The sequence below is a fragment of the Segeticoccus rhizosphaerae genome, assembly GCF_005222685.1.
GTDB lineage: Bacteria > Actinomycetota > Actinomycetes > Actinomycetales > Dermatophilaceae > Segeticoccus > Segeticoccus rhizosphaerae.
In genome coordinates this window covers 1-19,883 of the sequence record NZ_SWMA01000021.1, presented here as the reverse complement: position 1 = coordinate 19,883, position 19,883 = coordinate 1, and the positions used below count along the sequence as shown (strand labels likewise).

General features: G+C 71.7%; 15 protein-coding genes and 1 tRNA gene. 11 read left to right on the top strand and 5 right to left on the bottom strand.

Features of this window, described 5'->3' with window-relative positions; translation table 11 throughout:
- Positions 1-49: 49 nt before the first annotated feature.
- Positions 50-880 carry a CDP-alcohol phosphatidyltransferase family protein gene (locus FCN22_RS14040; RefSeq protein WP_137122189.1) on the bottom strand — a complete coding sequence of 277 codons (831 nt, stop codon included), beginning with the start codon at positions 878-880 and terminating at the stop codon, positions 50-52.
- Complete coding sequence (locus FCN22_RS14035) at positions 877-3,039, bottom strand: DUF5941 domain-containing protein (protein ID WP_137122188.1); 2,163 nt, start codon at positions 3,037-3,039, stop codon at positions 877-879. The genes FCN22_RS14040 and FCN22_RS14035 overlap by 4 nt, the downstream gene beginning before the upstream one ends.
- Before the next feature lie 225 nt (positions 3,040-3,264).
- Between FCN22_RS14035 and FCN22_RS14030 the strand changes: the two genes are divergently transcribed.
- Together FCN22_RS14030 and FCN22_RS14025 are read left to right on the top strand one after the other, a co-directional pair.
- Positions 3,265-4,173 (top strand): ABC transporter permease, encoded by a 909-nt coding sequence (locus tag FCN22_RS14030; RefSeq protein WP_137122187.1) that lies wholly within the window; start codon positions 3,265-3,267, stop codon positions 4,171-4,173.
- The gene (locus FCN22_RS14025; RefSeq protein ID WP_137122186.1) at positions 4,160-5,173 is read left to right on the top strand and encodes an ABC transporter ATP-binding protein; all 1,014 of its coding nucleotides are present in this window, start codon (positions 4,160-4,162) and stop codon (positions 5,171-5,173) included. Before FCN22_RS14030 ends, FCN22_RS14025 begins: the two co-directional genes overlap by 14 nt.
- A 24-nt stretch (positions 5,174-5,197) precedes the next feature.
- Here the strand turns inward: FCN22_RS14025 and FCN22_RS14020 are convergent, their stop codons facing one another.
- A complete protein-coding gene (locus FCN22_RS14020) occupies positions 5,198-6,196 on the bottom strand; it encodes a glycosyltransferase family 2 protein (RefSeq protein ID WP_274381597.1) in 999 nt (332 codons plus the stop codon).
- Positions 6,197-6,329: 133 nt separating this feature from the next.
- Between FCN22_RS14020 and FCN22_RS14015 the strand changes: the two genes are divergently transcribed.
- From FCN22_RS14015 to FCN22_RS13990, 6 genes are all read left to right on the top strand, one after another.
- A complete protein-coding gene (locus FCN22_RS14015) occupies positions 6,330-7,544 on the top strand; it encodes an LCP family protein (protein ID WP_238384741.1) in 1,215 nt (404 codons plus the stop codon).
- 141 nt (positions 7,545-7,685) lie between these two features.
- Positions 7,686-10,973, top strand: coding sequence for a formate dehydrogenase (gene fdh / locus FCN22_RS14010; protein WP_137122183.1), 3,288 nt, complete (start codon positions 7,686-7,688; stop codon positions 10,971-10,973).
- Positions 10,973-11,911, top strand: coding sequence for a 4Fe-4S dicluster domain-containing protein (locus tag FCN22_RS14005; RefSeq protein ID WP_202911579.1), 939 nt, complete (start codon positions 10,973-10,975; stop codon positions 11,909-11,911). The genes fdh and FCN22_RS14005 overlap by 1 nt, the downstream gene beginning before the upstream one ends.
- Positions 11,908-13,011: an NrfD/PsrC family molybdoenzyme membrane anchor subunit gene (gene nrfD, locus FCN22_RS14000; RefSeq protein ID WP_238384740.1), complete on the top strand. Its 1,104-nt coding sequence runs from the start codon at positions 11,908-11,910 to the stop codon at positions 13,009-13,011. Before FCN22_RS14005 ends, nrfD begins: the two co-directional genes overlap by 4 nt.
- Before the next feature lie 21 nt (positions 13,012-13,032).
- Positions 13,033-14,337 (top strand): L-lactate MFS transporter, encoded by a 1,305-nt coding sequence (locus FCN22_RS13995; RefSeq protein ID WP_137122181.1) that lies wholly within the window; start codon positions 13,033-13,035, stop codon positions 14,335-14,337.
- Positions 14,338-14,407: 70 nt separating this feature from the next.
- Positions 14,408-14,962, top strand: coding sequence for a protein-L-isoaspartate O-methyltransferase family protein (locus FCN22_RS13990; protein WP_238384739.1), 555 nt, complete (start codon positions 14,408-14,410; stop codon positions 14,960-14,962).
- Between the two features lie 155 nt (positions 14,963-15,117).
- Here the strand turns inward: FCN22_RS13990 and FCN22_RS13985 are convergent, their stop codons facing one another.
- The gene (locus FCN22_RS13985) at positions 15,118-15,513 is read right to left on the bottom strand and encodes a rhodanese-like domain-containing protein (protein WP_338016658.1); all 396 of its coding nucleotides are present in this window, start codon (positions 15,511-15,513) and stop codon (positions 15,118-15,120) included.
- Between the two features lie 2 nt (positions 15,514-15,515).
- Positions 15,516-16,511 (bottom strand): selenide, water dikinase SelD, encoded by a 996-nt coding sequence (selD, locus tag FCN22_RS13980; protein WP_137122180.1) that lies wholly within the window; start codon positions 16,509-16,511, stop codon positions 15,516-15,518.
- 87 nt (positions 16,512-16,598) lie between these two features.
- Between selD and FCN22_RS13975 the strand changes: the two genes are divergently transcribed.
- The 3 genes from FCN22_RS13975 to FCN22_RS13965 all read left to right on the top strand — a co-directional run.
- A tRNA-Sec gene (locus FCN22_RS13975) sits at positions 16,599-16,694 on the top strand.
- A 165-nt stretch (positions 16,695-16,859) separates the two neighbouring features.
- Entirely contained in the window at positions 16,860-18,173 is a 1,314-nt protein-coding gene (selA, locus tag FCN22_RS13970) for an L-seryl-tRNA(Sec) selenium transferase (protein WP_137122179.1), read from the top strand.
- Between the two features lie 2 nt (positions 18,174-18,175).
- On the top strand, positions 18,176-19,883 hold a 1,708-nt coding region (locus tag FCN22_RS13965), incomplete at its 3' end, for a GTP-binding protein (protein WP_137122178.1).

The window sequence follows — 19,883 nt, the reverse complement described above, 5'->3', positions numbered from 1 at the left end:
CCGACCGGACCCGGCACCTGCGCCCACTGGAAGAGCCTCCCGCCCACGGTCAGTCCAACCGCGAGCTGGTCAGGACCGCGAGCAGGTGCCCGAGCGCGGTGATGAAGGCCAGCGGCACGAGCACGAGAAGCAGCACGTGGGTGCCGCCGAGGTCGCCCCGCACGGCGTCGACGATCCCTGCCACGAGGAGCAGCAGCGAGAACTCAACGGCGACGAAGGCGCGGAAGATCGGCAGGTAGCCGAACAGGCGACGCACCCGGGCCAGCCCACTCACCTTGGAGCGAGCAGTCGCGGCCACGTCGTCCAGCATCGGCCGGCCGGTCTTGGCCCGGGAGACGTGGACCAGGTCGGTGAACGCCTTGTTGAGCAGCACCACCACGGCCACGACCAGGCCGAGCACGGTCCAGCCCCCGACCTCGAGGGGGTGTGCGAGGTCGTAGCCGTCGGCCCTCAGGCCGAGAGCGATCGGCAGGCTGCCCTCGGTCAGGTAGTGCCCGACGCGGTCGAGGTAGATCCCGGCGGGCGAGAAGTGCTGCCGCCACCGGGCCACCTCCCCGTCACTGCAGTCGAGCAGGATCTGCAGCTGCATCGCGACGACGACCAGCACCGGGCCAACCACTCCCGGCAGGAGCGCGAGGTAGGCCCCGACCAGCCCGACCACGATCATCAGCCAGGTCACGCCGTTGGCGCTGAGGTGCGTCGGGAGCAACCAGCGGGTCACCCGGATGCTCAGGTGGCGCAGGTAGAGCGTCCCGGCCCAGTGCTCTGCGTTGTAGCGGGCCATGTGGGCCACCGGTTGCCCCACCGACCGCAACAGCTCCAGCGAGGGGTGGTCGTCGTCCGGGTCGTGCGTGGGTCGGTCCGTGGAAGCGGACGTCACGGTGTCCCTGCCATCGCCGCCTCGGTCACCGCTCGCTGCCGGGCCGCCGCGCGTCGCCAGCCCAGCACGGAGTCGACAGCGTAGACGACGGCGAGGACGGCCGCCCCGATCCACAGCACGAGCGACAGCAGCTCCGGCGCGAGGAAGGCGACCAACAGCAGCCCGACGACCCGGCCGTCGACACCGAGGGTGGCCAAAGCCACCCAGCCGGCACCACCCTCTCCGGTCTCACGCAGGCGGTAGACGACGTCGTAACGGTGGTAGGCCACCACGGCGAGCCAGAGGTAGGCCGCTCCGCGTGCCCCCTCCGGCACGACCGCGACGGTCACCGAGCCCACGACCAGCGCCTCGGCGAGCCAGAGGACCGACGGCAGCTGCCAGCCCAGCGGGTCGCTCACCGGGGGCCGCGCCGCCGCCCCGAGGACCACCATGACCGGAATTCCCACGACCAGGGCGATGAGGACCTGGTGCTGCGTCGCGGCGACGATCACGGCGACGTAGAGGGCCGCCGCCGCGGCGAGCCCACCGACCACCGGCATGCTCGAGATCCGACCCACGACGCGTGCCAGCGGACCGAGGTCCATCTGGTGGTCGAGGTCGCTCCAGCGCCCGGTGCCGGGCAGCAGGTCGTCGGTGATGCCGTCCCTGCCCCAGACGGCCTTGACGGTGCGCCCACCCTGGGTCCACACCAACGCGATGGCCATCGCGGCGATCACGGCCCACAGCACGACGAGCGGCCGGAACGTCAACAGGCCCAAGGAGATCAACAGGTAGCGCTCTGCGATCGGGAAGTGGATGACCTTCTTGACGGCGTGGACCGTCGCGTCCCTGCGTGTCGGCGCGGAGGCGAACGCCGTCGTCGCGCCCTCCGATCCCCCGTCCCGCTCCTGCGTGAGGGGTATGACGTCCGGCCGGCTCGCGCGCAGCGGGCGCAGCCGGTCGACATACGCGTAGTCCTCGAGGTGGCGGAAGGTGACCAGGATCATCGCCGCTCCGGCCACGACCCAGCCAGGAGCACCGTGCCGCACGGCCACGAAGGCCAGGGCCGCGAACATCGCGTACTCCTTGACCCGGTCTCCGACCCCGTCGAGCCAGGCACCGAAGGCACTGAACCGGCGGGTGAACCGGGCGATCTCCCCGTCGACGCAGTCGACGACGAGCGCCACCTGCAGCAGGACCGCGGCGACGATCCACAGCCAGCGGTTGTCCGTGGTCACCAGTCCAGCAGCGAGCAGGCCGATCGTGAGGCTCGCGACGCTGACCAGGTTGGGGGTCCAGCCGCGGCCCAGCCCGAAGCGGGTCACCCGCCGCGACATCGGTCGGATGGCGCGGGTCGACAGGTATCCGTCACCGCCACGGGACGCGCCACGCAGCCGCTGCTCCCATGCGCTGCCCGGATGGCCCTGGGCGAAGGCGCCGGCTCGCCGCCACGTGAACGGGCCGAGCTCACGGTTGCGCAGCCGCAGTCCGCCCCGCACCAGAGCCAGCACGGCCAGGGCGAAGGTGTCGCGGGCCTCACCCGGGTCGACGCGGCCACCGGCCGACTGCCAGAGCTCGGCGGCACGCTCACGGTCCTGGGCGTCGATGCGGACGAGGCCGGTGAGGGCGTGGTCGGGTCCGGTCACCTCGTGCACGTCAGTGCCGAGCGACTCCAGGGCCGCGGCGTCTGCTCCGACCCTGACCGGTATGACGTGCGGCAACCCCTCGGTCACCGCTTCCGGCCGGATCGTCTGGGCCGCGGTGCCCGACCCGGGGCGGTCGAGCAGGTCGAGCAGTGCGGGCAGCTCGAGCTCGACGTCGCCACCGATGAGCACCAAGGGTCGACGCAGGTCGGCACGGGCAAGGCTGACCAGGTCCAGGACACCAGCCGCTCCGGGCTCCTCGATGGTGACCGGCTCGCGCAACGACAGGTCGGCGAGCGCCTGCCGCAGGACCGGTGTCAGGCCACCGCCCAGGACCACGACGTCGGCGCCGGCCGACCAGCCGTGCACCGCTCGTGCGTCCTCGTCACCGACGAGCACGACGTCGACGCCAGCCACCACACCGTCCTCCACACCCTTCGCCCGGCCCCCGGTGCCCGTGCCGCCGACGGTGTCCTTCGTGTGCAACGTGCTCACGAGGTCGCGTCCGCCGCGCCGTTCGGGGACCCGTTGCCGCACGTCCGCACCGTCCCGGTATCCACGGCGCCACGCTACCCGAGGGTGCCTCGCTTCCCTCGCATCCACGGGCTGGGGTGCGTCTCGCGTGTGGCGCCCCGGCACACCCGCCGGAGCGGTCGGCATACCGGATCGGCCAGCCTCCTGCGTTATGCTCACACGCGCCGTGGGACGACGCGGCGGCACGCCCCGTCACGGTGTGTCTTCACCCCATCGAGGAGCGCTGCATTGGCCGATCGTGCCGCGGGCAGGCCCGCGATCGGTGATCCGCCGCCGGTCCTCAGCTCCGAGGAGGCCGCCGAGCTCGCCCGGCGCCACGGGCTGCGTCAGGTGGGCATCCGCCCGACGCTGCGCCAGTACCTCGCCGACACGTGGCAGATGCGCCGGTTCCTGCTGACGCTCTCCTCCGCCGAGTCCTACGCCAAGAACCAGAACAACCACCTGGGCCAGTTGTGGGCGGTGCTCAATCCGCTGCTGCTCGTCGCGTCCTACTTCTTCATCTTCGGATTCCTGATCAACACTTCCAAGGGTGTGGACAACTACCTGGCCTTCCTGGCCATCGGCATCTTCCTGTTCGGGTCGACCGCGGCCAGCCTCACCAAGGGCTGCCGGGCGATCATCGGCAACCTCGGGCTGATCCGCGCGCTGCGCTTCCCACGGTGTGTGCTGCCCCTGTCGGTGTCGCTGACGGAGTTCATCAGCAACGTGCCCGCGTTCGGCGTGCTGTTGGTGCTCATGCTCGTGACGGGTGAGCCACCGAGTGTGGCCTGGCTGTTCTTCCCCGTCGCGCTGATCATCCACAGCCTGGTCAACACCGGGATGGTGCTGTTTGCGGCGCGCATGGTCAACGGGTCCCGCGACCTGGCCAACCTGGTCAACATGGTCGTCCGGCTGCTTCGCTACGTCTCCGGCGTCTTCTTCTCGATCGACCACTACACCCAGGGACACGAGGCCTTGGCGGCTGTGCTCAGCTACCAGCCCTTCGCGCTCGGACTCACCCTGCCCCGCGAGGCCCTGCTCAGTGAGACGGCGGTCCACCCGTTGAACTGGCTCGTCGGGCTGGCCTGGGCCATCCTGCTCCCCGTGGGCGGGATGATCTTCTTCTGGCGGGGGGAGTCGACCTATGGCCGAGGTTGACCGGCCGGTCGGCTCCACCGGGGAGCAGGAGCAGCGCGGGTCCGAGCAGGCCGTCCCTGCCGTGATCGTCTCGCACATCGACATCGTCTACCGGGTGTTCGGCGCCAAGCGCCGCGGCGTGGCCTCCTCCCAGGCCCAGTCGAGTGTGGTGCGCCGCGCGCTCAACCGCGGTCGCCCGGTTTCGGGCACGCGGGACGTCCGCGCGATCCAGGACGTGTCGTTCGTCGCGGACCACGGCGAGTCCATCGGCATCATCGGTCGCAACGGCTCCGGCAAGAGCACCCTGCTGCGTGGCGTCGCCGGCCTGCTGCCACCCACGAAGGGCGAGGTCTACCTCAACGGCACCGCCTCGCTGCTCGGCGTCAACGCCGTGCTGATGAGCTCGCTCACCGGCGAGCGCAACGTGATGATCGGCGGCCTGGCCCTCGGCCTCACGCCGGCCCAGGTGCGTGACCGGTATGACGAGATCGTCGAGTTCTCGGGGATCGGCGAGTTCATCAACCTGCCGATGTCCGCCTACTCCTCGGGCATGGGGGCACGGCTCCGGTTCGCCATCTCGACGGCAGCGGTGCCCGACGTGCTGATGGTCGACGAGGCCCTCGCCACCGGCGACGCGGACTTCCGGGCCCGCAGCCAGAAGCGGATCGAGCAGATCCGCGAACAGGCCGGGACGGTCTTCCTGGTGAGCCACTCCAACAAGACCATCACGCAGATGTGCGACCGCGCCCTGTGGCTCGAGCGCGGCCGGCTCGTGATGGACGGTCCGTCCGAGGAGGTCGTCGAGGCCTACCGCGAGCACTTCGCCTCCCGACGGCCCGGCGGCGCCCAGCCCGGCCGCGGCGGACAGATCGGTCGCCCCCGCAAGACCAAGGGTCACAAGGGTGGCAAGAGCGGAAAGGCGGGCAGGGGGGCCGAAGGCGGCCAGAAGCCTGCCGGCGAACGGGAGGCGGCAAACCAGCGGGAGCAGCTGCCCGAGTCCGCGATCCGCGAGTGGCCCTGACGTCCCCGACCGGGTAGGGGCGGGTCAGAAGGTCTCGGGCTTGAGCCTTCGCGGGCTGGTCAGGAAGCCCCAGCCCCAGCAGCCGTGCATGACGGCGAGCACCGGAGGCACCCGCACCCGAGTGGCGAGCGGTTCGCCCCGAGCGGCGAGCAGACCACCGACGGTGACTGACACGGCATACCCCGCGGGCAGCAGCCACAGGGGCCACCACACGAAACCTCCGACCGTGCCGCTGGCGACGAGCACCAGGGCGGTCGGCGGGGCCAGGTAGCGCAGGTTGATCGAGTCGGTGTGCAGCCGTGACACGACCCGGCGCCACCGGCCGTAGTCGCGGTACTGCCTGGCCAGGGTGCGCACGCTGGCGCGCGGCCGGTAGGTGACGGTGAGGTCGGGAGTGAACCAGATCAGGCCACCGGCGCGCCGGATCCGATAGTTCATCTCCCAGTCCTGGGCCCGGCTGAAGTGGGTGTTGTAGCCGCCGACGCGGCGCAGCCACTCCCGCCGGAAGACCCCCAGGTAGACGGTGTCGGCCTCGCCCGGCTGTCCGCCGATGTGGAACCTCGCGCCGCCCACGCCGATCCGGGAGGTCATCGCGACCGCGACAGCGCACTCGAACGGCGTCTCGCCGTGGGCCTGCATGATGCCGCCGACGTTGGCCGCCCCGGTCTCGTGCAGCAGGGCGATCGCCTTGGCGATGTAACCCGGGGAGAGGATGCCGTGCCCGTCCACCCGCACGACGATGTCGTGACGCGCCTCCGCGATGGCGGCGTTCAGGCCGTCCGGAGTGCGCCCGCTGGGGTTGTCGACCACGCGCACTCTCGGGTCGGCGGCCGCGAGGGAGGCCGCGACCTCGGGCGTCCGGTCGGTGCAGGGTCCAACAGCCAGGATCACCTCCATCTCGCCCGGGTGGTCCTGGGCAAGGATGGCGGCGACCGCATCGGCCAGGTGCTGCTCCTCGTCCAGGATCGGCATGACCACCGAGACGGCCGACTCCGGCGCGGGCGGTGGCGGTTCGGGCGGCAACGGTGGTCCTCGCGGAGGTGACGGTCGGGTCGCGGTCAGGCTACCGGTGCCGGGCCGGACCGACGCGCACGACACGGACCGTTCGGGGACCACGTGCACGGCTGGACCCAGACGACTCCTTTACCCTGTTGCGGTGCCTCAGGACTTCGAAGACGGCGTAGACCGCTCCCGCCAGATCCCGCAGGGCAACCGGCCGGGATCGCGCGCTCCCCGCTCGCAGGCTCCTGACCCGGCCGACGGCGACGTGATCCGGGTGGACACGAGGCGTTCCACCGCCCGCCCGATCCCGACGCGCAAGATCCGCACCGACCGGCCCTCACCAGCTCCCGCCGGCCCCGGCGGCCCGACCGGTCCGTCCGGCACCGGTGGTGGTGGCGGTCGGCCGCCGCGGCGCCACCGCAAGCTGCGTCTCACCCTCACGATCGTCGTGCTGGTGCTGATCGCCTGGATCGGGTCGCTGGTCTGGGCCGGCACGAGCGCCTGGAACCACGTCGCCAAGGTGGCGGCCGAACCCCTCAGCAAGGACCGCCCGGCCCAGGGGTCGGGTCGCAACTACCTGCTCGTCGGTTCCGACAGCCGCGAGGGGCTCACCAAGGCGCAGAAGAAGGAGTACACCACGGGCAACGCGGCCGGCGGTCGCACCGACTCCATCATGCTCGTCCACCTGCCCGACAGCGGTGACCCGACGCTGGTCTCGATCCCTCGGGACAGCTACGTGCCGATCCGGCGCTACCAGGACAACAAGATCAACGCGGCCTTCTCCTTCGGCGGGCCCTCGCTGCTCATCGACACCGTCGAGCAGACCACCGGCCTGCGGATCGACGGTTACATCCAGGTCGGGTTCGCCGGGTTCAGCGGGGTCGTGGACAGCCTGGGCGGGGTGCGGATGTGCCTCCCGCACCCGATGAACGACAAGAAGGCCGGCATCAACCTCCCGAAGGGCTGTCAGGTGCTGAACGGCAAGAACGCCCTCGGTTACGTCCGGGCCCGGTACTCCGACCCGCTCGGTGACCTCGGCCGGGTGCAGCGGCAGCGGCAGTTTCTCGGCGCCCTGATGAGCAAGGCGGCGTCACCGGCCAACGTGCTGCTGCCGTGGCGTCTGCACCGGATCGGCTCCGCGGGAGCCAAGGGGCTGACCATCGACAAGAACGACTCGCCCTGGGAGGTCGCGAAGGTGCTGCTGGCCGTCCGCAAGGTGTCCCAGGGCCATGGCCAGTCGCTCACCATCCCCCTGTCCGACGTCAACCTGCAGACCCACGCGGGCAGCGCCGTGAAGTGGGACCACGACAAGGCGCTCGCGCTGTTCAAGGCGCTGCGCACGGACCAGCCACTGAGCGTCCAGCCGTGAGGCCCCTGCGTATGGCGAGTGGTCCGGCCGGGGGCCCGCGGTTGAGGGGCAGCCAGACGGCATACCGCAGAGCTGGGTTGTCCCTTCCAGTAACAGCATCCGACCGGTAGGGTGCGAGGCCACGACGGCCGGAGGTTGACTGTGAGCGCTCGGAAGACCCTTCTGTCCTGGCCGGTGGTGCGTCAGCTCACCGGCACCGACCCGCTTGGCCGAGGCGCCGCGGCGCAGTCGCAGAAGACCCGCGACTGGACCGCACGCACCGAGACGGCAGACCGTGTGGTGCAGAGCGTCTGCCCCTACTGCGCGGTCGGGTGCGGCCAGCGCGTGTACGTCAAGGACGAGAAGGTCATCCAGATCGAGGGCGACCCCGACTCGCCGGTGTCCCGCGGCCGCCTGTGCCCCAAGGGCTCGGCCAGCGAGCAGCTCGTCAACGCCCCCGGCCGCCAGCGCTACATGCTCTATCGGCGGCCCCACGGCACGGACTGGGAGCGGATCGACCTCGAGACCGCGACCGACATGGTGGCCGACCGGGTGGTCGCGAGCCGGGCGGCCCAGTGGCAGGACGTCGACCAGGAGGGGCACGCGCTGCGGCGCACGATGGGGATCGCAGCGCTCGGCGGCGCGACCCTCGACAACGAGGAGAACTACCTCATCAAGAAGCTGTTCACCGCGATGGGGGCGATCCAGATCGAGAACCAGGCGCGTATATGACACAGCGCCACCGTCCCCAGTCTGGGGACCTCGTTCGGACGCGGCGGTGCCACGACCTTTCAGCAGGACCTGCAGAACTCTGACTGCATCGTCATCCAGGGTTCCAACATGGCCGAGTGCCACCCGGTGGGTTTCCAGTGGGTGATGGAGGCAAAGGCACGGGGCGCCAGGGTCATCCACGTCGACCCGCGCTTCACCCGCACCTCGGCGATGGCCGACCAGCACGTGCCGCTGCGTGCCGGCAGTGACATCGTCTTCCTCGGCGCGATCATCAACTACGTCCTCACGAACGAGTTGTACTTCCACGACTACGTGCTCTCCTACACCAACGCTGCGACGCTGGTCAGCGAGGACTTCCGCGACGTCGACGACCTCGACGGCGTGTTCTCCGGCTACGACCCCCAGAGCGGCAGCTACGACCCGACCTCCTGGGCCTACGAGGACGTCGCCGAGCCCGCGGCGGCCGGGACCGATCGCCAGGCGCCTGCCGAGCACGAGGAGTCGGCGGGCCACGCGACAGGAAGCCAGGGTGCGTCGGAGGAGGGCGCTGCCCACGTGCACCGCGACGAGACGCTGCAGCACCCCCGGTGCGTGCTCCAGATCCTCAAGCGGCACTACTCGCGCTACACCCCCGAGATGGTCGAGCGGATGTGCGGGGTTTCGCAGGAGGACTTCCTGGCGGTCTGCGAGGCGGTGACGGCCAACAGCGGACGCGACCGCACCACCGCCTTCGTCTACTCGGTCGGCTGGACCCAGCACACTGTGGGCGTCCAGTACATCCGTGGCGCCGCCATCCTCCAGCTGCTGCTGGGCAACATGGGCCGGCCGGGTGGCGGCATCCTGGCGCTGCGCGGACACGCGAGCATCCAGGGCTCCACCGACATCCCGACCCTCTTCGACATCCTGCCGGGCTACCTGCCGATGCCGAAGGCCGGCAACAGCGACACCCTCGAGGACTACCTCGGCCGGATCTCCACCTCGTCCCAGAAGGGTTTCTGGAGCGATGCCCGGTCGTATGCCGTGAGCCTGCTCAAGGCGTGGTGGGGCGAGAAGGCGACCGCCGACAACGACTTCTGCTACGACTACCTCCCGGCCCTCACCGGCGACCACGGCACCTACCAGACCGTGATGGACATGATCGCCGAGAAGGTCGAGGGCTACTTCCTGCTGGGGCAGAACCCGGCGGTGGGGTCTGCCCACGGACGGATGCAACGCCTCGGCATGTCGCACCTCAAGTGGCTGGTCGTGCGCGACTTCAACCTGATCGAGTCCGCCACCTTCTGGAAGGAGGGGCCGGAGATCGCGACCGGCGAGATGCGCACCGAGGACATCGGCACCGAGGTGTTCTTCTTCCCGGCGGCCTCCCACGTGGAGAAGGACGGCACCTTCACCCAGACCCAGCGGATGCTGCAGTGGCACCACCAGGCGGTCGAGCCGCCGGGTGACTGCCGGAGCGAGCTCGACTTCTTCTACCTGCTGGGCCAGAAGGTCCGCGAGCGCCTGGCCGACTCGACCGACGAGCGGGACCGTCCGCTGCTCGACCTCACCTGGGACTATGACCGCGAGGACGGCCGGCCCGGCGCGTCCGCCGACGCCGTGCTGCGCGAGATCAACGGCTGGGAGCTGACCGGCCCCGACCACAACGAGCGCGGCGACATGCTGTCCAGCTTCACCCAGATGAAGCCGGACGGCACGACAGCCGGCGGCTGCTGGATCTACACCGGCGTCTACGCCGACGGCATCAACCACTCGGCCTCGAAGAAGCCCGGCTCCGAGCAGTCCTGGGTCGCGCTCGAGTGGGGCTGGTCGTGGCCCGCCAACCGGCGCATCCTCTACAACCGCGCCTCCGCCGACCCCGACGGCAAGCCGTGGAGCGAGCGCAAGGCCTACGTGTGGTGGGACGAGGAGGCAGGCAGCTGGACCGGCCACGACGTGCCCGACTTCCCCAAGACCAAGGCGCCGTCCTTCCGCCCGGAGCCCGGCACCCCGGGGCCGGCCGGTCTGGCGGGCGACGACCCCTTCATCATGCAGGCCGACGGCAAGGGCTGGCTGTACGTACCCAAGGGGCTGCTCGACGGGCCGCTGCCGGCCCACTACGAGCCGCAGGAGTCGCCGGTGCGCAACCCGTTCTACAGCCAGCAGTCGAACCCGACCCGGCAGGTCTTCAAGCGCAAGGACAACCTGTCCAACCCCTCGGCCGGCGCCCCCGGTTCCGACGTCTTCCCCTACGTGTTCACCACCTACCGGCTCACCGAGCACCACACGGCCGGGGGGATGAGCCGCTGGTCGGGCTACCTCGCCGAGCTCCAGCCGGAGTTCTTCTGCGAGGTCTCCCCCGAGCTGGCCCGCGAGCGCGGGCTGGACAACGGCGGGTGGGCGACCATCATCACGGCGCGCACCGCGATCGAGGCGCGGGTGCTGGTCACCGACCGGATCACCCCGCTGACCGTCGAGGGCAAGCGGATCCACCAGATCGGGCTGCCCTACCACTGGGGAGTCGGCGGGGGCGGCGCCCTCGTCAGCGGCGACAGCGCCAACGACCTGCTCGGGGTGACGCTGGACCCGAACGTGCACATCCAGGAGTCGAAGGCCTCCTCGTGCGACATCCAACCTGGCCGACGGCCGACCGGGCCAGCGCTGCTGCGACTGGTCGACACATACCGCAGCCGCGCGGGCATCACGGTCGAGACCAGCAACACGCTGCGCGGGGAGGCATGATGAAGAACAGTCTCTTCGGTCCCCTCGACCCCGCACCCGATGCGGGGTGGACCGATGCTCCGGCCCGCAAGGGCTTCCTGACCGACACGTCGATCTGCATCGGCTGCAAGGCGTGCGAGGTCGCGTGCAAGGAGTGGAACGCGATCCCGGCCGACTGGTCCGAGGGCCTGACCGGTGACTCCTACGACAACACCAGCGCCCTCGGCGCCAACACGTGGCGGCACGTGGCGTTCATCGAGCAACCCGCCGCTCCCCCAGCCCCTCCGCCGGTCGACCTCGGTATGCCGACCCTGCGCCCCGCGGACGAGGCTGCCGCTCCCGACGGAGCCGGCAGCCAGGACGGGAACAAGCCCGACTTTCGCTGGCTGATGTCCTCGGACGTCTGCAAGCACTGCACGCACGCCGCGTGCCTCGACGTCTGCCCGACCGGGTCGCTGTTCCGCAGCGAGTTCGGCACCGTCGTGGTGCAAGACGACATCTGCAACGGCTGTGGCTACTGCGTGCCGGCGTGTCCCTACGGCGTCATCGAGCGCCGCAACGGCCCGGAGGACGCGAAGAACGTCGGCATCGCCCAGAAGTGCACGCTGTGCTACGACCGCCTCGAGGCGGGCAACACCCCCGCGTGCGCCCAGGCGTGCCCGACCCAGTCGATCCAGTTCGGCGACGTCGACGAGCTGCGCGAGCGCGGTCGGGCGCGGGTGGAGCAGCTGCAGGCCCAGGGCGTCGAGGGAGCCCGGCTCTACGGCGACGACCCGAACGACGGTGTGGGCGGCACGGGCTCGATCTTCCTGCTGCTGGACGAGCCGGAGGTCTACGGCATGCCGCCGGACCCGGTGGTCACCACCCGTGACCTGCCCGACATGTTCCGCAAGGCCGGCATGGCGGCCCTCAGCCTGGCCGCCGGAGCCGCCCTGTCGTTCCTCGGGGGTCGTCGATGAGCACCCCCGGAGAGGCGCAGAACACCTTCGGCCGGTGGCCGGACGAGGAGGACCGGTTCGGCGGTCGCCGCCGCGGCGGGCAGGCCGGCAAGATGCTCCGGTCCGCCGGCGACGCGATCAGCCGCAGCTCGTGGCGGCGCCGCGAGGGCGGCGAACGGGCCGTCGTGCCGCCGGCGAAGTTCACGTCCTACTACGGGCTCCCGGTGGTCAAACCCTCGCCGTGGCAGAACGACATCCCCGCCTACTTCTTCTTCGGTGGCCTCGCGGCAGGTTCGTCCCTGCTGGCGGCCGGCGCCGACCTCACCGGCCGTGAGGCGCTGCGACGCGGCGGCCGCGTCGGCGCCCTCGGCGCGGTCGGGCTGAGCACCTTCTTCCTCATCCACGATCTCGGCAAGCCCAGCCGGTTCGTCAACATGCTGCGCGTGGTCCGGCTGACCTCACCGATGTCGGTGGGCAGCTGGATCCTCGCCGCCTACGGCCCGATGGCCGGCATGGCGGCCATCTCAGAGGTCACCGGTGGCCTGCTGCCGGGTCGGCTCGGCAGGCTGGTGTCCGCGCTCGGGCGTCCGGCCGGTCTGGGCGCAGCCCTGTTCGCTCCGCCGTTGGCGAGCTACACCGCGGTCCTCGTGGCGGACACGGCCACGCCTGCCTGGCACTCGGCATACCGCGAGCTTCCGTGGGTGTTCGCCGGATCCGCCGCGGCGGCCTCCGGTGGCCTGGGCATGGTCGCCAGCCCGCTGTCGCAGGCCGGCCCGGCACGTCGGATGGCGGTCGGTGGCGCCGTGCTCGACCTGGTCGCCGGCCAGCAGATGGAGCACTCCATGGGCCTCGCCGCCGAGACGCTGCACGAGGGGCGGGGCGGCACGTTGATGAAGCTGAGCCAGGGGCTGACCGTGGCGGGAGCCCTCGGAGCAGCCGTGCTCGGACGCCGCAGCCGGGTCGCTGCAGCGCTGTCCGGTGCGGCCCTGCTGGCCGGCTCGGCCTGCACCAGGTTCGCGATCTTCGAGGCCGGTCAGGCGTCGGCGAAGGACCCGAAGTACACCGTCGTCCCGCAGCGCGAACGACTGCAGCAGGCCGAGCAAGCAGCCCACTTCAGATAGCCCGACCCTTAAGGAGGGGACATGACCAGCAGCACGACCACGCCCACGGACAACCCGACCAAGGGCCGATGGTGGCTGGTTGCCGCCGCCCTCCTCCTGCAGTTCTCGATCGGCGCGGTCTATGCCTGGAGCGTCTTCAGCAAGGCGCTCGCCGACTCGGAGGCGTTCCACCTGACCAAGGTCGAGGCCTCGCTGCCGTTCACCGTGACGATCGGCATGATCTTCATCGGGTCCTACCTCGGTGGGCGGATCCAGGACAAGCAGGGACCCCGCATCGTCGCACTTGCCGGTGGCGTCATCTACGCCGTCGGCGTCGTGATCGCCTCGTTCGCCGCAGACCGGAGCCAGCTCTGGCTGCTCGTGCTCGGCTACGGCGTGATCAGCGGCTTCGGCCTCGGCTTCGCCTACATCGTGCCGATCGCCATGCTGCAGAAGTGGTTCCCCGACAAGCGGGGTCTGATCACCGGGCTTGCCGTGGGTGGTTTCGGCTTCGGTGCCGTGCTCACCTCGCCGATCGCCCAGGCGCTGATCAAGAACAACCAGGACGTGCCGACGAAGGTCTTCCTGCCCCTCGGGATCGGCTACCTCGTGCTCTCCCTCATCGGCGCCTCGTTCTTCCGCAACCCCCCGGAGGGCTACCACGTCCCGGGCTACTCACCCGCCACCACGGGACGCACCGTCGACAGCGGCAAGGACTACACCGAGAAGGAGGCGCTGCGCACGCCACAGTGGTACATGCTGACGGCGATCCTCACCCTCAACGTCACGGTGGGCATCGCGCTCATCGCCGAGGCCGCCGCCACCGCAACCTATGTCGCGGGTTACACCGCGGCCGGGGCGGCAGGGCTGGTCGGCGCGCTCGCGATCTTCAACGGCGGCGGACGGATCGTCTGGGCGGCGCTGTCGGACCGGATCGGACGGATGACCGCCTTCGCCTCGATGCTCGCGATCCAGGGGGTCTGCCTCCTGCTCGTGCCGCACACCAGCAACGCGGTCCTCTTCTTCATCCTCGCGGCGCTGATCTACCTCTGCTACGGCGGCGGCTTCGGCACCATGCCGGCGACCGCTGGGGACTTCTTCGGCGTGAAGTACGCCGGGGCAATTTACGGCCTGATGATCCTGGGCTGGAGCCTCGGTGGCATCTTCGGCCCGATGATCATCTCGGCCCTGATCGGCGGTGACCGCCACTACACGCTCGGCTACACCACGATGGGCATCATCGCCCTGGCCTCCATCGCCCTCCCGCTCATCACCAAGATGCCCCGCACCCGGAAGACGGTGGACGAGGGAGTGCTCGGGGAGGAGAGTGTCGTCGGCGAGACCTGACCGGGCGGCTCCCCCGCGGTCGTGCCGGCGTGACGTGCGGTCCGGTGGGTCAGCGTGACTTACTGGTGTCATGGACGTCCAGCAGGCCATGCAGGAGACCCCGAGAGAGCGGTTCCTCCCGCGGGACCAGCGGATGCACGCCGAGGCCGACCGGGCGCTGCCGATCGGCGCCGGGCAGACCGGGTCACAGCCCACCACCGTCCGCACCATGCTCGGGTTGCTCGAGGTGTGTCCCGGCCAGCGGGTGCTCGACGTCGGCTCGGGGTCGGGCTGGACGACGGCTCTGCTCGCCCGCCTCGTGGCTCCGGGCGGTCGCGTCATCGGGGTCGAGCTCGACGAGGGCCTTGCCGCCTGGGGCGCCCGGAACGTCGCGGCCAGCGGCGTCGTCGGCGCCAGTGTCCGGCGGGCCACCCCTGGGGTGCTCGGCCACGCCACCGGCGCCCCCTACGACCGGATCTTGGTCTCGGCGGACGCGGGTCGCCTGCCCGACCCACTCGTCGACCAGCTCGCCGACGGCGGCGTGATGGTGTTGCCGGTGCAGGGTCGGATGACGCGAGTTCGGCGACGGGGCAACGACGTCGAGGTCGAACACCACGGGGCCTACCGGTTCGTGCCGCTGCGCTGAGCCCCAGCGCGTGGCTGGACCGCAGGTCACGCTGGCACTGCCCGGGTGAGCGGACGCCGTCCCGACGTGTCGTGCGGCGTGTCGCGAGGTAGTGCCAGCGTGACTCGCGAAAGCACGGGCTCGCGGCGGGTGCCCGTGCCTGCCGGCTGGACCCGTCAGCGCCGGACGTCGGCCAGCCCGTCCGCCAGCGGCAGGCCCGCGGCGATCCACGCCTCGACCCCGCCGACGACGTCGGTTGCCCGATGCAGCCCGACGGACCGCAGGCTGGCAGCCGCCAGACTGGAGCTGTAACCCTGCCGGCACACGACGACGACCAGCAGGTCCGGACCGGTCGCCTCAGGGATCCGGTAGGGACTCGTCGGGTCGAGCCGCCACTCGAGCACCGTCCGGTCGATGACGAGGGCGCCGGGCAGCTCTCCCTGGACGCGGCGCTGCGCCTCGGTCCGGGTGTCGACCAGGAGCGCGCCGTCGCGGACCGCCTCGGCGGCCTGCGTCGGAGTGAGCCGGCTGACTCCTCGCCTGGCCGCTTGGAGGACGGCGTCGATCCCCACGATCAGCGGACGGAGAGCGCGTGGGCGCCGCGGGGCGTGATCTCGCCAATGACCGGGGCCCCCGGCAGCCCCCCCACGACGAGAAGCCCGCCGCTGGTCTGCGCGTCCGCCAGCAGCAGCAGCTCGTCCTCGTCGACGGTCGCCTCGAGCTGCGGTCGCACCCAGTCGAGGTTGCGTCGGGTGCCGCCTGGCACGTAGCCGTCTCGGAGCGCCTCGCGCGCGCCGTCGAGGTAGGGGACGGCCGACGCGTCGACCACCGCCGACACCCCGGACGCACGGACCATCTTGTAAAGGTGGCCGAGCAGTCCGAAGCCGGTGACGTCCGTGGCCGTGGTGAGACCGGCTGCGAGGGCGGCGCGGGACGCCTCGTCGTTGAGGGCCACCATCGACGCGATGGCCTCCGGGAAGACCTCGCCCGTGGCCTTGTGCCGGTTGCCGAGCACCCCCACGCCGAGCGGCTTGGTGAGGCTGATCGGCATACCGACGCGTGCGTTGTCGTTGCGCAGCAACCGATCCGGATCCGCGAGGCCGGTGACGGCCAGCCCGTACTTCGGCTCGGGGTCGTCGATGCTGTGGCCACCGGCGACGGGGCAGCCGGCCGAGGAGGCGACGTCGGCTCCACCGCGCAGCACCTCGCGCAACAGCTCGGTGGGCAGCACGTCGCGCGGCCACCCGACGAGGTTGATCGCCACGACCGGGCGGCCGCCCATCGCATAGACGTCGGAGAGGGCGTTTGCCGCGGCGATGCGGCCGAAGTCGTAGGCGTCGTCGACCACCGGGGTGAAGAAGTCCGCGGTGCTGATCACGGCCAGGTCGTCGCGCACCTGCACGACCGCGCCGTCGTCGCCGGCCTCCAGCCCCACGAGCAGCTCCGGTCCGGGTGTGCCGATCAGGCCGCGGACGATGTCCTCGAGCTCACCGGCCGGGATCTTGCACGCGCACCCGCCCCCGTGCGCGAACTGGGTCAGCCGGTAGGTCGGTGTGGTGTCGGTGGTCATACACCCAGACCATAACCAGCCGCCGAACGCGATCAGGTCTGAACCCCGCAGCGGCTCTCGCGCCGCACACCGGCTAGCGTGTCCGGCGGAGGCGTACAGGTACCTGGTGGTCCTCCCGGTCTTCAACACCGGTGTGCGGCAGCATCTGTCGCAGGCGGGTTCGATTCCCGTCCGCCTCCGCCAACCGGCCCGGCTCCCCTCCCGCGGCCGTGCCGAGTCCACGAACCCGCGGACTTCACACGCCATCGGCCCGCGGAACCGTGCCGAGTCCACGAACCCGCGGACTTCGCACCCATCGGCCCGCGGGGCACGGGAGGCCGCGGGACGTCGCACGCCTAGGATCGGCACGTGTCCCGGTCCGATCCGCGTCGCCAGGTCCCCCGCACCGACACGGTGCTGGCCGACCCGCGGCTCGTCGAGGCCACTTCCCGGCTCGGGGCGGACTCGGTGAAGGCTGCAGTGCGTGCCTCCCAGGACCGCGCACGCCGGGGGGAGATCGCACCGAGCCACGTGGCCGGCAGCGCGGTGGCGTCGCTGCCACGGTCGGCCACCTCCCTGCGTCCCCTGCTCAACGCCACCGGCGTCGTGCTGCACACCAACATCGGCCGAGCGCCGTTGTCCGGGGCCGCGGTCGAGGCGATGACTCGCGCGGCAGGCTACGTCGACGTGGAGTTCGACGTGGACACCGGTGCCCGCGCCCGCCGGGGCAGGGGCACCCTGGCCGCGCTGCGGGAGGCCGTGCCCGATGCCGAGGACGTGCTCGTCGTGGGCAACGGGGCCGCCGCGCTCGTGCTCGCCACCACCGCCCTCGCCGCCGGCCGCGAGGTGGTGGTGTCCCGGGGCGAGATGGTCGAGATCGGTGACGGTTTCCGGCTGCCCGACCTGATCGCGTCCACCGGGGCGCGGCTGCGCGAGGTGGGCACCACCAACCGGACGGCACTGGCCGACTACGCGCAGGCCCTCGGGCCCGACACGGGCTGTGTGCTCAAGGTCCATCCGAGCAACTTCCGGGTCGAGGGCTTCACCTCGTCGGTGCCCCTGCACGACCTGGCCGGTCTCGGCGTCCCCGTCGTCTGCGACATCGGCAGCGGACTCCTGGAGCCCGACCCGCTGCTGCCCGACGAACCCGACGCCGCCAGCTCCCTGCGCGCCGGCGCCGACCTGGTGACCTGCAGCGGCGACAAGCTGCTCGGCGGCCCGCAGGCCGGACTCGTGCTGGGTCGCGCCGACCTGGTCGAGCGGCTCCGACGCCATCCCCTCGCCCGCGCCCTGAGGGTCGACAAACTCACCCTCGCCGCCCTCGAGGCCACCGTGGCCGGTCCGCGTCCCCCGACCACGGCCTACCTGCACGCCGACGCCGCCCGGCTCCGCGAGCGGTGCGCAGCGGTGGCGAAGGAGATCGGCGGCGAGGTGGTCCCGGCCGACGGGGCGGTCGGGGGCGGCGGAGCTCCGGGACTGGCGCTGCCCGGGTGGGCGGTCGCCATACCAGCGTCGTATGCCGTGCCGCTGCGCCTTGGTGAGCCGGGCGTCGTCTGCCGCGTCGAGCACGGGCGCGCCCTGCTCGACCTGCGCTGCGTGCCCGAGGAACAGGACGAGGCGTTGGTGGCAGCCGTGCTCGCGGCGGATGTCTCGCTCGCCGGACCTGAGTCCCCGGAGGCCTAGCCGTGCACGTCTTCGCCACCGCGGGCCACGTGGACCACGGCAAGTCCACCCTCGTGCGCGCCCTGACCGGGATGGAGCCGGACCGGTGGGAGCAGGAGCGTCGCCGCGGCCTGACCATCGACCTCGGCTATGCGTGGACCACCGCGGACCTCGACGCGGCCATCGCCTTCGTGGACGTGCCCGGGCACGAGCGCTTCATCGGCAACATGCTCGCCGGACTCGGCCCGGCACCGGCGGTGATGTTCGTCGTGGCCGCCGACGCCGGCTGGCAGGCCCAGTCGGCCGAGCACCTCGCCGCGGTCGACGCCCTCGGCCTGGCCCACGGGCTGCTCGTGGTCACCCGCGGCGACCTGGCCGACCCCGCCGCGGCGCTCGCAGAGGCCCGAGCGCAGATGTCGGGATCGAGCCTGGGCCAGGTCGCTGCCGTGGCGGTCTCCGGGCGGACCGGCGCGGGACTGGCCGAGCTGCGCCAGGCGCTGGCCGAGCTGGCCGCCCTGATGCCGCCGCCCGACCCGGGAGCCCGGGTGCGGCTGTGGGTCGACCGCTCGTTCACCGTCCGCGGGAGCGGGACGGTGGTCACCGGGACGCTCGGCTCAGGCCGGCTGCGGGTCGGTGACACGCTGTCGCTCGGGGGCCGCCCGGTCACCGTGCGTGGCTTGGAGAGCCTCGGCCGCGCCCACCAACGGGTCGACGGGGTCGCCCGGGTCGCGGTGAACCTGCGCGGTGTCGGCCGCGAGGAGGTGAGCCGCGGTGACGCGTTGCTGACGCCCGGCGCGTGGCCGATCACGCAGCACCTCGACGTGCGCCTGACCGCTCCCCTGGCCGCGACCCCCGCTCTCGGTCGTCCCGTCGGCCAACGCGCCGCAGTGGATCTCGACTCGCTTCCGGCGGGGCTCGTGCTCCACCTCGGCTCGGGCGCGCAACCGGTGCACGTCCGCCCGCTCGGCGCCGACACCGCTCGGCTCACGCTCCCCCGGCCGCTTCCGCTGCAGGCCGGTGACCGCGCGATCCTGCGCGACCCGGGGCGGCACCTCGTCGTGGCCGGTGTGGTCGTGCTCGACGTCGACCCGCCGCAGCTGCGCCGACGCGGTGCGGCGCACCGTCGGGCCGAGGCACTGGAGACGGCCACCGGCGAGGCCGACCTGCGCACCGAGGTGACCCGCCGTGGTGCCGTGCGCGGCGCGCAGCTCGAGGCGCTCGGCATACCGCAGCAGGACCTGGCCGGGACACCGGACGGCATGGTGCGACAAGGCGAGTGGTGGGTCGCCGACGACACCTGGCAGCGCTGGCAGGTCGGGCTCGCCGCTGCAGTCGACGCCGCGGCCCACGACCACCCGCTCAGCCCAGAGCTGTCACTCGAGGCCGCGCGCTCGGCGGTGGACCTGCCCGACCTGCAGCTGGTGGCGGCCGCCGCAGCGGCGGCCGGGCTGGTGGTCCGCGAGGGCGCGATCTCGCGGCCGGGCACCACGATCGCGTTCGGTGCGGCCGAGCCCGGTCTGCGCTGGGTCGAGGAGCGGCTCGGCGCCGAACCGTTCGCCGCGCCCGAGCAGCCCGACCTCGTGGCCCGCGGGCTCGGCGAGCGCGAGCTGGCGGCAGCCGAGCGCGCCGGGCGCCTCCTGCGCCTCGCCGACGGCGTCGTGCACAACGCAGGCATCACCCGGGACAAGCTGCTGGCCAACACCGACGCCGACCGGTGGGGGAGCGTGCTCG